The 13515-nt window shown below is 57.7% G+C and carries 12 protein-coding genes; 10 read left to right on the top strand and 2 right to left on the bottom strand.

Annotated features, from left to right (window positions below; translation table 11 throughout):
- Positions 1 to 774: 774 nt before the first annotated feature.
- Positions 775 to 1896, top strand: a complete 1122-nt coding sequence (locus tag WC811_RS18005; RefSeq protein ID WP_372646761.1) for a class I SAM-dependent methyltransferase — start codon at positions 775 to 777, stop codon at positions 1894 to 1896.
- A 232-nt stretch (positions 1897 to 2128) separates the two neighbouring features.
- Here the strand turns inward: WC811_RS18005 and murJ are convergent, their stop codons facing one another.
- Entirely contained in the window at positions 2129 to 3649 is a 1521-nt protein-coding gene (gene murJ / locus WC811_RS18000; protein WP_372646760.1) for a murein biosynthesis integral membrane protein MurJ, read from the bottom strand.
- Between the two features lie 117 nt (positions 3650 to 3766).
- On the bottom strand, positions 3767 to 4009 hold the full coding sequence (locus WC811_RS17995; protein WP_372646759.1) for a DUF6632 domain-containing protein: 243 nt from the start codon (positions 4007 to 4009) through the stop codon (positions 3767 to 3769).
- 810 nt (positions 4010 to 4819) lie between these two features.
- On the opposite strand from WC811_RS17995, the gene ccoN reads away from it, so the two are divergent.
- From ccoN to WC811_RS17950, 9 genes are read left to right on the top strand one after another with little or no spacing between them, the layout of a single operon-like run.
- The gene (gene ccoN, locus WC811_RS17990; protein ID WP_372647127.1) at positions 4820 to 6445 is read left to right on the top strand and encodes a cytochrome-c oxidase, cbb3-type subunit I; all 1626 of its coding nucleotides are present in this window, start codon (positions 4820 to 4822) and stop codon (positions 6443 to 6445) included.
- An 8-nt stretch (positions 6446 to 6453) separates the two neighbouring features.
- On the top strand, positions 6454 to 7188 hold the full coding sequence (gene ccoO / locus WC811_RS17985; protein ID WP_372646758.1) for a cytochrome-c oxidase, cbb3-type subunit II: 735 nt from the start codon (positions 6454 to 6456) through the stop codon (positions 7186 to 7188).
- A 4-nt stretch (positions 7189 to 7192) separates the two neighbouring features.
- The gene (locus WC811_RS17980) at positions 7193 to 7360 is read left to right on the top strand and encodes a cbb3-type cytochrome c oxidase subunit 3 (RefSeq protein ID WP_372646757.1); all 168 of its coding nucleotides are present in this window, start codon (positions 7193 to 7195) and stop codon (positions 7358 to 7360) included.
- A 6-nt stretch (positions 7361 to 7366) separates the two neighbouring features.
- On the top strand, positions 7367 to 8278 hold the full coding sequence (gene ccoP, locus WC811_RS17975) for a cytochrome-c oxidase, cbb3-type subunit III (RefSeq protein ID WP_372646756.1): 912 nt from the start codon (positions 7367 to 7369) through the stop codon (positions 8276 to 8278).
- On the top strand, positions 8275 to 9762 hold the full coding sequence (gene ccoG, locus WC811_RS17970) for a cytochrome c oxidase accessory protein CcoG (RefSeq protein WP_372646755.1): 1488 nt from the start codon (positions 8275 to 8277) through the stop codon (positions 9760 to 9762). The genes ccoP and ccoG overlap by 4 nt, the downstream gene beginning before the upstream one ends.
- A complete protein-coding gene (locus tag WC811_RS17965; RefSeq protein WP_372646754.1) occupies positions 9759 to 10262 on the top strand; it encodes a FixH family protein in 504 nt (167 codons plus the stop codon). The genes ccoG and WC811_RS17965 overlap by 4 nt, the downstream gene beginning before the upstream one ends.
- Positions 10247 to 12481 (top strand): heavy metal translocating P-type ATPase, encoded by a 2235-nt coding sequence (locus tag WC811_RS17960; protein WP_372646753.1) that lies wholly within the window; start codon positions 10247 to 10249, stop codon positions 12479 to 12481. Before WC811_RS17965 ends, WC811_RS17960 begins: the two co-directional genes overlap by 16 nt.
- On the top strand, positions 12478 to 12663 hold the full coding sequence (gene ccoS, locus WC811_RS17955; RefSeq protein ID WP_372646752.1) for a cbb3-type cytochrome oxidase assembly protein CcoS: 186 nt from the start codon (positions 12478 to 12480) through the stop codon (positions 12661 to 12663). The genes WC811_RS17960 and ccoS overlap by 4 nt, the downstream gene beginning before the upstream one ends.
- Positions 12635 to 13345, top strand: a complete 711-nt coding sequence (locus WC811_RS17950; protein ID WP_372646750.1) for a sulfite exporter TauE/SafE family protein — start codon at positions 12635 to 12637, stop codon at positions 13343 to 13345. The genes ccoS and WC811_RS17950 overlap by 29 nt, the downstream gene beginning before the upstream one ends.
- The last annotated feature ends 170 nt before the right edge of the window (positions 13346 to 13515 follow it).

The raw sequence follows: 13515 nt of genomic DNA, 5'->3' as shown, positions 1-13515 counted from the left end.
CGTCGGTAAGTTCTATGCCTTGATAAGCCATGGCACTGTCTCCTTTGTTGTCGGAGACGTAGCGACGGACGTATTCAAATTCGAGAAGGATGAAGTAGCGACGTTATAGGAACGGTATATATGTGCCCTCGCCCTCCAACGTGCGATCCCGTCCGGCCGTCCAGTTCGATGGACAGACTGCGAGTGTCCGCGACTATCCTAAAGTGATTTTTTTATACGCTCCTTACAAAGAGCTTATCGGCGACCCATCGAATCCATACGACTCCGCGTGCAAAAACGAGCGCCTGAAAATCGGAGCGCCTCACATGCACACCCTCTACATTTTATCCGACGGCATGGATTCTATATTCCTCACGCTAGGCTTCAGAATCGCGTTTGCTTTTATTCTTGCAGCGTCCGTCGGGACGATCCTCGCAGCGCTCACGGCACGCCTCGAGTCTTATCTTGGCACCGAGACCGAAACGCCGTCATCGGCTGCCATTTCTCCGCAACGTCAAATAGTGACGCGTCTCTTTGAATACGGAGCAACGCGCGGTCTCGGCACTCTCACAAAGACTTCAACGTAAGTCAGACCGCCAGCCTCCACATAGAGAGCCCCTGCTCGGAATATTGGCGCGGCCAAATTGGCGGCGGAAATTTTGCTGTCCCGAAGAATACGGCAGGCACTTATGAGATTCATAGACGTTCGCCGCCGCACTACCGTTGAGCTTTAACGGGGTCATGACGAAGTATCCGACCCGACGGCATCCCATTCGCTGTCGAACGGAGACTGATATGATTCACCTCGACGACATCAAGCACACGAAATTCCGCCCTAAAGGCAGAACGTTCCGATCACATTCGAACGATTTCGCCGACGATCCGAAAGTCAGACGTCTCAACTCTTCTCCCGCGGAACAGGCCGCCAGCGCCTACAATCATGTCGGTGACGACTACAGCCGTTATGCGGATGGCGATGCGGACCTCGCTCAATCGACACTGTCCGCCTGTCGCTTCGCGCACGCGGATACGATCGTTTGGAAATCGCTTCAGGCGGCGCTCGATGAACTCCGCCAATCCGGGATAACGAGCGCTCGGGTGCTCGACGCAGGATGCGGGCCGGGATTCTGGTTAAAAAGGGTCGCTGATTATTCGCGCCGCATCGGACTTCATGTAAGCATCGTGGGCTTCGACATATCGAGCGCACAGCTCGAAATCGCGCGGCACGAAGCCGAGAAATATCTCGACTGTTTATCAAATGGCGCCAAGCCGGCGTTCGATTTTCGGGAACAGGATTTGTCGAGGCCGCTGCCGTGGGCTGACGGCTACTTCGATCTCGTGCTTTGCAATTACACGGTCCTCAACCATATCACCCCGCATACGTTGCCATCGGCAATTGCGGAACTGTGCCGCGTCTCGACGGGCCATCTGATCGCAACGCTGCGCGCCGTCGGCAGCACGCCCACTGTCTGTATAACCGGCATGGAGCGTGTGCGCGAATATCGCCACGATGTGGGCCGCAGCAATCTTACCTTCACCCTGAACGATGGCAGCCAGCACGCACTGCCGTTCAAGATCTATTCCGCGCAAGCACTCGAGGGGCTTTTCTCGCCGCACGCCGATGTCGTGGATATCAGGGCGATCGACATATTCGTCAGCAGATTCGCGGGGGATAAGAATTGGACATCATCGCTCCTTGACGGTCTTCCGGATCGCCCGGCAATCGTTGAGAAGCTGAAGGACATGGAGGAAAGCTTCTGTCGTCTGCCTGGATGGATCGATCACGGCACGCACGTTCTCGTGGTTGCAAAGGCCAAATCGGCGAAGGGCGAAGCTCATGTCGAGGCGCTTGATAATTGCGGCGAGACCTCGCCGATTGCCTCCTTCGCCGATTTTCTTGCGAACAGGTCTAAGTGAACGCTCGTAGGCCGTGACGAGACACAACCGTTGGCCTCCCACGGCCAAATTAGCGATCAGACGACCGGCTGCGATGCCAGGGTAGCGAGGATCGCCGCTATGGGAACGAGTGGGCTCCAGATCTCTCACGAAGGGAGACTGGGGTTCTTCGTTCGTCCACATCCCCCTATTCCCGGCCAAGCTTTTAAGGCAGCTCCCGCGAGCCGAACTTGGCCATCCTCTCGGGAACGTCTCACCTCGAAAATTTGTCGAGCGGCAAGCGACTTCGCAGCGTCAGCACAGTGAGCAAATAGCCTATCCCCGATCCGACGACTGCGGCAGCCAATGCGAACAGGTCCGAGTGAGCTCCTGGCATCCACGACGCGCCGATTTTTGCTCCGAACCAAGCGCCTGCGCCCGCGGCCAGGGTAGAAATTAGGGTAACGCCCAATGATCTGATGAAAAGGGATTCAATCGCCAATAAGCTCCGGCTACGGCCAATCCAAGTCAAGACGGCCACATTGATCCAAGCGCCGACGGCAGTTCCAAGAGCAATGCCTGCGACGCCTAGGTCGAAGCCCCAAACGAAAATGACTTTTAGAATTATATTGGAAACGATAGCCGTCACAGTCGCTATTGCGGGGGTCAGCGTGTCGTGGCGTGCATAAAATGTCGACGCCACGATGCGGACGAGCGCCATCGCGGGCAACCCGGCGCCATATGCCGCGAGCGCAGAAGCGGCAAGGTCGGCGGAATGCGCATCGAACGCTCCATGTGCAAACACGGCACGCATGATCGTATCGGGGATTGCGATGAACACTGCGGCGAACGGTAACGTCAGCAGGAGCGTCATTGCAGCAGATCGGTTTTGGGCAGTGTCCGATCCGGCACGATCGTCTTTCGCCAAGCGCTTGGACATTTCCGGCAACAGGATCGTTCCCAACGCGATGCCCAGAACGCCGAGAGGCAACTGATTGATGCGATCAGCGTAGTAGAGCGCCGTTCGACTCCCGGTCGGCAGATAGCTTGCGATGAAGAAGTCGATCAGAGGAGCAACGACCACGCTGGCGGCGCCGAATGTCACGATGCCCAACGCTTTGAAGAATTCCGCGATCTCGGGCGTCCAACGCGGCAGCTCTACGCGGAGTGATATCCCGTCTCGACGGGCGGCCCAGAGGATGAACACCAATTGCAGACACCCGCCGATCAAGACACCCCACGCGGCGGCGTACGCTGCATTTGGAAACCGCGACGACGCCAGCAAGGTACCGATCATCGCCAAATTCAGAAAGTTGGACCAAGCTGCTGCCGCCCAAAATTTTTCTAGCGCGTTCAGCATGGCGGAGAGCTGGATCGCAACCAGCGTAAGTATCAAATAAGGGAATGTGATGCGCGCCAAGCTTGCGGTAAGGGCGAGTTGATCCGACGAGTAGCCGGGAACAAAAATCGCGACGAGTTGTGGCATCGCCGCCATAGCCCCGATGAGCAAGAAAAGCTGTGCGGCGAGCTGCCAGGAAAAGACCTGGTTTGCAAAACGTCGTGCGGCTTCCGCGTTGCCTTTTGCATAGAGCGCGGCATAACGTGGAAGAAACGCGGGGTTGATTGTTCCTTCGCCAAAGATTGCTCGAAAATAGTTTGGAAAGAGAAACGCAAAAAGAAAAGCGTCCGATAAAATGCCCTTTCCGAGGATCCAAGCCATGAGGACATCACGAATAAAACCGGTTATGCGCGACAGCAGCGTGAAGCCGCCGACAGAGATCAGCTTGTTCAACATGAAAATTGCCTCGGTCGGGAAAGTGCAGAGACTGGTGTCGGGTTGCGGTCTACGCGATCCGCTATCGTTCTGTCGAATTCCGGGTCGATACCCACGAGCCGATCTTTCTTGCCTAAATTAGCCCCCTCCGGTTCTCGGCAACAAAACCCCAAGAACGATGGCGACCAGGATCAGCGCAGGAACATCTCCCATTAAATGCCCCATGTGCATCCCCGCACCAAGGGATTGTATCGTCATAATCCCGGCATGCACGATGCTGGAAACGATGGCGAAGAGGATGAGCGACCGGTTCGCGGATGGATTGGACGACGCTCGGATCAGGAAAACGCCTAATGTCGCGTAAACGCCGACGATCATCATGAAATACACTGTCGAGTTCGCAAGAAGTAGCCGACTGTTTGGGAACTCGCCTTGAGATTGTGCCTGGCGGCGGCCATCTCAACAGCGCGACAGGATTTAATGCGTTCCCTCAATTGCTGGACGCCATTCTTGCTGAGCTCGCAGCAAAAAAATGAGTGATTTGTTTGCTGCTCAATGGCAGTGGGTGTCCGCAGCGTCGACGCGGAGACAGGATTCGGGCGTGTAGATATTGCCGATTATCATATCTTTTCACGGCAGGCGCACCTTCGGGCGACCTTAATCGATTGGCGTAACAGCAATCAGCTAGATGCGTTCTAGCTGATCGGAGTCAGTGCTCCATGCTGTACTGAAAACTTTGTTGATCGGGCGCTGGTGACGCCTGCTATGCAGAGTTTGCGGACGTCGCGGCGATCTCCGGCCGTCGAACTCATCATCGAATCGGGAACGGCTGCTACTCCCTCGAGAGCCGACATGAGCCAAGCGACGCGATGGGCCAGAATCACACGCCTAAGACGTTCGCGCAGGACGCCTGTTCTCGTCCTAAAAGCGGATATCACAAGACCGGCGTCGACGGTATCCGGAAGGCTTAAGAGCACAAATCGCAAGACTTGAGAGCCCGCCCTCGGTCGCGCGGGCGGCACAGGCAAGTGTAAGTGCGACGAGCTTTGACACAAGTCAAGGCCCGGCGGCGCATCGTAGATCATGGAAATGGTCAGGCAAAAATGAGGTCCGCCATCAACGGATCGACGGATCGGATGGGGGAGGGCTATCGTGAAGGAAACCGCGAACGAGAGATACGCCCTAAGTGATATGCTGGCTCTCGGAAGCGCTCTGCTCTTTGCGATCGTCGGATTGATTTTGGCCGTTGCCGGTGTCGACGGTGGCATGCGGCTGCACGGTTTGATCCTTTGCGCGGCGAGCGCGGCGGCGGGCGTTTATATTCTTTCCCATCCGACCGACATTCGGAACGAAAAAGCATCAGGCTATTTCGACGGACCAGTTCGTGCCGCGACGATCGCGTGCGTGCTTTGGGGCGTCGTCGGATTTCTTGTCGGCGACGTGCTCGCTTGGCAACTCGCCTTCCCAGCCCTCAATTTCGATTTGCCCTGGACCAATTTCGGTCGGTTAAGGCCGGTGCATACGTCCGCCGTCATCTTTGCATTCGGCGGCAATGCCCTGATCGCGACGTCTCTCTATGTTGTGCAGAGAACGTGCCGAGCGCGCCTCCCAGGCAGATGGGCTCCGTGGTTCGTCGTGTGGGGATATCAGCTTTTCATCGTCCTCGCCGCATCCGGCTATGTTCTCGGCATTACCCAAGGAAAAGAATATGCCGAACCCGAATGGTACGTCGATGTCTGGCTGACGATCGTTTGGGTTACCTATTTATTGGTCTTCCTCGGCACGCTCAGAAAGCGCGAAGAACCGCACATCTACGTCGCGAACTGGTTCTATCTCGCCTTCATCGTGACGATCGCGATGCTGCACATCATCAACAATCTCGCGCTGCCCGTGACGCTTCTCGGCTCGGAGAGCTATCCGCTATTCCCTGGCGTTCAAGGCGCAATGACTCAGTGGTGGTACGGTCATAACGCTGTCGGCTTCCTCCTGACGGCGGGCTTTCTCGGCATCATGTATTACTTTATTCCAAAGCGCGCCGAGCGGCCGGTCTATTCCTATCGCCTGTCGATCGTCCACTTCTGGTCGCTGATTTTCCTCTACATCTGGGCCGGACCGCACCATCTCCATTACACGGCCCTGCCGGAGTGGGCGCAAACCCTCGGCATGACATTCTCGATCATGCTGTGGATGCCGTCGTGGGGCGGCATGATCAATGGCCTGATGACTCTCTCTGGCGCCTGGGATCGACTCAGAACCGACGCCGTCATTCGTTTGCTCGTCGTGTCCGTCGCCTTCTACGGCATGTCGACGTTCGAAGGGCCGCTGATGTCGATCAAGGCGGTGAATTCCCTTTCTCACTATACGGACTGGACAATTGGCCACGTGCATTCCGGCGCGCTCGGGTGGGTCGGCATGATCTCCTTCGGCGCCGTCTATTGCATGGTTCCGTGGCTCTGGAAGCGCGAAGGTCTCTATTCGATGCGCCTCGTCGAATGGCACTTCTGGCTCGCGATGATCGGCATCGTTCTCTATATCTCATCGATGTGGGTCGCCGGCATCACGCAGGGCCTGATGTGGCGCGCCTACGACCATCTCGGCTTCCTCAAATATTCATTCATCGAGACCGTCGAAGCGCTTCATTGGCCGTACATAATCCGCGCAACGGGCGGCGCGCTCTTCCTGCTCGGCGGTCTGATCATGGCCTACAATGTTTGGCGCACCATTAGGGGTGACCAACCCGTCGACCTTAAAAATCAGCCCCCCGTAGCGGCTGCACCCGAACTCCGCCCCGGCATCGTTGCCGTTCCGGCTGAATGAGGGAAGCCATGAACCACGCTATCTTCGAAAAGAACTCGCTCATTCTCTTAATCGCCACTTTGATCGTCGTCTCGATCGGCGGCATCATCGAGATCGCGCCTCTCTTCATGCTACAGTCCACGATCGAGAAGGTGGAAGGCATGCGCCCTTATTCGCCGTTAGAGCTTGCCGGCCGTGATATCTACGTGCGCGAAGGCTGTTACAATTGCCACAGCCAGATGATCCGTTCGTTGCGGGACGAGATCGAGCGCTACGGACATTACTCGCTCGCCGCCGAGAGCATGTACGATCATCCCTTCCAGTGGGGATCAAAACGGAACGGTCCTGATCTCGCTCGGGTCGGCGGTAAGTATTCCGATGCTTGGCATGTCGAACATATGCGCGATCCCCGCTCTGTCGTACCTGCTTCGATCATGCCCGGCTACCCCTTCCTGGAAAAGACGCCGCTCAACTACGCAAATATCGGCGATCGCATGAAGACGTTGCAACGTGTCGGCGTGCCTTACACCGACGAGATGATCGCCGATGCCAAAACTGATTTACTCGCGCAAATCTCTCTCGACGCAAGCTCTGCGAAGGCCTTGATCCAACGATATCCTAAGGCACAGGCCAGGAGGTTCGACGGCCAGCTTGGCGACGACGTGCCGCCAAGTGAACTCGATGCTGTCGTCGCTTATCTGCAGATGCTCGGCACGCTCGTCGACTTCACGAAATTCGATGCCAGCGGTCCCAATCTCAGGTGAGATCATGACCTACGACGAAGCACAGGTTCTATCGCAACTCGTCTCGATGGCGATCTTCATGGCCCTCATGGTCGCGGCTTTCGTTTACGCGTTTCGCTCGTCGAACAAATCTACGTTCGAGCACGTGGCGAAGGCAGCGATCGATCAGGACGACAAAATAGAAAAGCAGTGACAACCAATGGCCAGCCAAAAGCGCGTTGATGAGGTAACCGGCGCCGAGACCACAGGGCATGTGTGGGACGGCGACCTGACGGAACTCAACAAGTCCTTACCGCGATGGTGGTTGTACACCTTCTATGCCTGCATCGCTTGGGCATTTGCCTACTGGCTCGTCTATCCGGCTTGGCCGACCTTGACCGGTTATACGAAAGGATTCCTCGGTTACAGCCAACGCGGCGAAGTTGCGAAAGACGTCGCTGCGGCAAAGTCAGCGCAGAACAGCTATCGCGCTGCGATTGCGGCAATGCCCATAGCCGACATTAAAAAAAATCCTGAGCTGTTCGAATTCGCTCGAGACGGCGGCGCCGCTATTTTCGGTGACAACTGTGCTCCTTGTCACGGTCGTGGCGCGCAGGGCGCCGTTGGGTATCCCAATCTCAACGATGACGATTGGCTTTGGGCCGGCGATCTTGAAAGTATTCAAACGACTATTAGTTACGGCGCCAGGTCCGGCGATCCCAAGACTCATGACACGGCCATGCCGCGGTTCGGTCTCGATAAAATTCTTGAACCGCCCCAGATCAGCGATATCGCCAATTATGCACGCTCACTCTCACACATCAATGTCGATACCGCGGCCGCTTCACGAGGTGCTCCCCTATTCGCGGACAATTGTGCGGCATGTCATGGGGATGACGGCAAAGGAAACACCGAAGTTGGTGCGCCGAATTTGACCGATGGCATCTGGCTCTATGGCAGCAGCCAGGAAATGGTGATGCGAAGCATTGAAACCGGTCGCGGAGGAATGATGCCTGCGTGGACCGGCCGTCTCGATCCCGTCTCGATCAAGTTGGTCGCGCTCTATGTTCATTCACTTGGAGGCGGCCAACCCGAACCTGAAAAGACCGCGCCGGCAGAGGCTCCCAAATGACGATGGCGGGTGGGCATAACAAGTTCATTGCGGATGGTGGCGGCGCCGAAGCCAAGGCCAGCAGCGAACGGGTTGAGACGAGCATCTACGCCTCGCATAAGAAGATATATCCAAAGGAAGCCCACGGAACCTTCCGCAACATCAAATGGGCCGTCACCGCGAGCACGCTCGGCCTCTACTACATACTGCCATGGATCAGATGGGATCGCGGGCCGGGCCTGCCCAATCAAGCGTTTCTTCTCGACTTTGCCAACCAACGCCTGCTGTTCGGGTCGATCGAGATTTGGGCGCAGGAATTCTATTATGTAACGGGCGCGCTCGTATTATCGGCGCTAATGCTTTTTCTGGTGACAGCAATCGCTGGGCGCATGTGGTGTGGGTACGCCTGCCCACAGACGGTCTGGACCGATCTGATGATCGCAGTTGAGCGTTTTTGGCAGGGCGATCGCAATGCCCGCCTACGTCTCGATCAGAGCGGCTGGTCATTTGAAAAACTCTGGAAGAAAACCGCCACTCATATTTCGTGGCTACTGATCGCTTTCGCTACCGGCGGCGCTCTTGTCTTTTACTTTCGCGATGCGCCGACCCTCGCTATCGAGTTCGCCACCGGAACTGCTCCTCTCATCGCGTACGCCTTTCTGGGAATCTTCGCCCTTACGACGTATCTACTCGGCGGCTTGGCGCGAGAGCAGGTCTGCGTTTACATGTGCCCCTGGCCGCGCATCCAAGGTGCGATGCTCGACCATGATTCCCTCTTCATCTCCTATCGTGATGTCCGCGGCGAACCCCGCGGCTCGCACAAGCGCGAAGAAAGCTGGGAAGGGAGGGGTGACTGCATAGACTGCAAAGCTTGCATTGCCGTCTGCCCTACGGGTATCGACATCCGCGACGGCGCGCAGCTCGAGTGCATACAATGTGCGCTATGCATTGATGCCTGCAACGAGATCATGGATCGCATAGGCCGTCCGCGCGAGCTGATCGCCTATACGACGGCCGCAAACCTCGAAAACGCCACCAAAGGCCCTCGCGACGGTTGGCGGATCGTACGGCCGCGAACGATCCTCTATTCAATTCTGATTACGGCCATCGGTGGCCTAATGGTCTGGTCGCTGCTCCACCGCGCAGATACGCTGGTTAGCGTTGCGCCCGACCGCAATCCGCTGTTCGTCACGTTGAGCGATGGCGGTCTACGCAACGGCTACACCGTGAAAATTACCAACAAGCTGCAGATGACGCGGCATTTCCGGATCGGCATTTCAGGCCTCACAGGTGCCCACCTCAAGTTTGTCGAGTTCGATAACCAGGATCCCGTGCTTGATGTTGCCCCCGCGGAAGTTCGCGCGGTGAAGTTCTTCGTTTCTTTGACGCCTTCAGCGCGGAAAAACCTCAAGTCAGACGCGACTCCCACGATGATCACCGTGACAGACATTGCGGATGGTAAATCAACTTCGCGTTCGACGACGTTCAGCGGGCCCACGCCATGAAACAAGCAATTTCTGTACGAGGCGGTGTTAACGGTTGGCATGTGCTGTTCGGCATGATGGCTTTCTTTTTGATCGTCACCGCAGTTAACGGTGTGATGATTTATGATGCCATTTCGACATTCGGTGGCGACACGCCGGACGCCTACCGGACGGGCCTGCAATACAATCAGCGCATCGCCGAAGAACGCCGGCAGGATGAGCTCGGCTGGACGGAATCCACAAATTTCGACGGCCCGACCGGAATGTTCAGTGTCACGCTTAAAGATCATGACGGTCACGGCGTCGAGGACTTGCAAATCACCGGAACTATAGGCCGCCCGGCAACGGATATTGCCGATCATAATCTAGTCCTCACCGCTGCAGGCGGCGGGACCTATTCGACGGTCGTGCCTAATCTGTCGGAAGGCTCGTGGGATATTTCTCTGACTGCCAGCCAAGGCGACGCCTCGCGTCGAAGCGTTGTCTACCGAGCAAAGGCGCGGCTATGGAAGCAACCTTGATTGCTCCACCGACGCTAAAAGAAAACGCGTCGCTGCAAGATGCCACGAAAGACCTCGAAACGGTCACGCTGTCCGTCCCGGAAATCGTTTGCGGAAACTGCATTCGTACCGTGGAGACGGCCCTAAGAAACATTCGAGGGGTTTCGGCAGCGCGCGCCAACCTCGCTCTCCGCCGCGTGACGGTGACGCTCTGCCGCCGAAACGATAATGCAAGTCCCGACGTGCCGGATCTCGTCGCGGCATTGAAGAACGTCGGCTACACGGCCGCGGAAGTCGTCGAGGGCGCGGAGACGACAGCTTCTCACGGGCGCACGAGTGAGCTTATTCCGCGGCTCGGCGTTGCTGGCTTCGCGGCGGCCAACATCATGCTGCTGTCGGTATCGGTTTGGTCGGGCGAAGCGTCCGACATGGACAACTCGGTACGCGACCTCTTTCACTGGGTGTCAGCACTCATAGCGTTGCCGGCCATCGCCTATGCCGGACAACCATTTTTTCGTTCGGCCTTCTCCGCTTTGCAAGCTCACCGCCTCAACATGGATGTTCCGATATCTCTCGGCATCCTCCTCGCGACCGCGATGAGCCTATTCCAGACGATACGCGGGGGCGAGCAGGTCTATTTCGATGCCGCGATAACGCTCGTCTTCTTTCTTCTGATTGGCCGGTCGCTCGATGAAAGCATGCGCGTACGCGCTAGAGGCGCTGCGGAAAATCTGCTGAGTCTCCGTGCCATGAGCGCGACTGTGGTTTCGGAAGACGGGTCGGTGCGGTCGCTTCCCGCGCGCGCGCTCTCGCCGGGGATGCGGGTAGCGATTGCCGCCGGGGAACGTATACCTGCAGACGGCACCGTTGCCTCGGGCCGCAGTGAAATCGACGAGAGTTTGATAACCGGCGAGACCGTACCTCGCTACGTAGCGGCCGGCGCTCACGTTCACGCCGGCACAGTCAACGGCAGTGGGACTTTGCACATTCTTGTCACCATCGCCGACGAGAACACACTGCTCGCAGAAATCGGTCGCCTGATGCTCGCGGCCGAGCAGAGCAGGGGCCGCTACGTGCGGCTCGCTGACAGAGCCGCTCAAATCTATGCGCCTGCCGTTCATGTGCTCGGGCTGTTGACCTTCGCGGCCTGGATGCTCTCTGGAAGCGGTTGGGAACTCTCGGTCACTCATGCCATCGCGGTGTTGATCATTACATGCCCGTGTGCTCTGGCGCTGGCGGTGCCTGCAGTGCAGGTCGCTGCTATGAGCCGGCTGTTGAGCCGCGGCGTCATCGTAAAGGCGGCCGATGGTCTCGAACGAATGGGCGAGATCGACAGCGTCGTGTTCGACAAGACGGGCACCCTCACACTCGAGGAGGTTGTACTGGTCGACGATCAGAACATCGATGCCAGGCTTCTGGCCCGTGTTGCTTCGCTCGCAGTTACGAGCCGGCATCCCTATGCGCAAGCCATCGTTCGTGCCGCACGTGACCGTGCGATCGTCGTTGACGCCGTCGAAGGCGTTCAGGAAATCCCCGGCTTCGGACTCTCATATATCGATGAGGGACGAGAGCAACGACTCGGGTCCGCGCAGTGGGTCGGCGCTGGCGCCGATCAGAATGCCGAGGCTTCTCTCTGGTACAAGTCGACCGATGAAACACCGGTTGGATTCCGCTTTATCGATATCATTCGGCCCGATGCGAGAGAAACTGTCGAAGCCCTGCGCGACGCCGGCTACTCCGTCGAATTGCTGTCCGGCGACCGGCCTCAGGCCGTTGCGCGTGCCGCGGCTGCGAGCTTGATCACGGATTGGCAAGGCGCGTTGAGCCCCTCGGAGAAGCTCGAGCGCATCGGCGAACTGCGATCAAAAGGTCACAAGACGCTGATGGTGGGCGATGGGCTGAACGACGCGCCGGCGCTGGCGGCAGGATATGCCTCAATGTCACCCGCGTCCGCGGTCGACATCAGCCAGGCGGCCGCAGACGCAGTGTTTCAAGGCGATCGCCTTGGCTCGGTCGTCGAGACGCTGAAGGTCGCTCAGGCTGCACGCCGAATGGCACTACAGAATTTTGCAATTGCAATTGCATATAACGCGATCTTTGTTCCGATGGCGATGCTCGGGCAGGTGACGCCGCTGGTTGCGGCGCTGGCCATGTCAACATCGTCAATCGTCGTGACGGCGAATGCGATCCGCCTCAGGACAAAGAAGCTCCGCTTGAAGCCCGTCAGGAGGTACGAATGACCTCTCTCGCATGGCTCATTCCTGCAGCGTTGACGCTCGGACTCGTTGGGCTCGGCGGCTTTCTCTGGGCGCTCCGCAGCGGTCAACTCGAAGATCTCGAGGGCGCGGGCTGGCGAGCGATCGAGGACGGTGAGCCCGCGAGCACGAATGCGAATGAAGAGTCTGCGGATCGCCATGCTTGAATCGGTGCTCATATCAGGAATCGCATATGGACTCGCGAGCGCGTTGCATTGCGCTGCGATGTGCGGTGGAATTGCCTGTGGTGCGTTGCTGTTGTTAGACGCGCCGACCGCCGGAGAGCGATATTGGCAATTGGGCCTGATGCAGGCAGGCCGCGTCACGACCTACGCAACGATGGGTGCAGTTGGCGGCGCGATCGGCGCCGGACTTGCGGCGCCGCGGGGAGGAATAAGCTTCGAGGTTATGCAATGGGGCGCCGCCATCTCGCTGATGTGGACCGGGCTCGTACTAGGGGGCGTGTTGCCGCGCCTTTCCTTCCTAGATCGCGGAGCTTCCTATCTTGCCCGAGCGTTCGACATAATCGCCGTGCCACTTCGAAAAAGGAGGACTGCCGGACCATTTGCATTGGGCATCGCGTGGGGACTCAATGCTTGTCCGATGCTCTACGGGGCGGTGTTCTTTTCCTCACTTACCGGCTCCGCACTCCACGGATTTTTTTTCATGACCGGGTTCGGATTTGGCACGTTACCGGCCGTCTTCGCTGCTGCAAGCGGGTTGACATTTTTCCGCACGATAAACGCCACGGGGCAGGTTCGGTTAGCGGCCGGCATGGGCTTAGTTATCGCGGGGTTTGCGAGCATCTACGTGCCCTGGCCGACCATCCAAGGATTTTGCCTGCGTTGACACCGAAAGCGGCCTCAATTTAGGAATGACGAAGTTCCGCTCAGGGTCTTGGTCGTGTAAAAACGCTGCGGGGGATGATTGCCCGCAGTGGACAGGGACAGGTTTCGGTCCGAGCCACTGTCTCACGCCCTGATCGCGGCCATCAGCGGCTTGATGCCCATGATGTTCAT

The sequence above is a fragment of the Hyphomicrobium sp. genome, from assembly GCF_041659645.1.
Taxonomy (GTDB): domain Bacteria; phylum Pseudomonadota; class Alphaproteobacteria; order Rhizobiales; family Hyphomicrobiaceae; genus Hyphomicrobium_B.
This window is presented reverse-complemented; position numbering and strand designations above follow the sequence as displayed.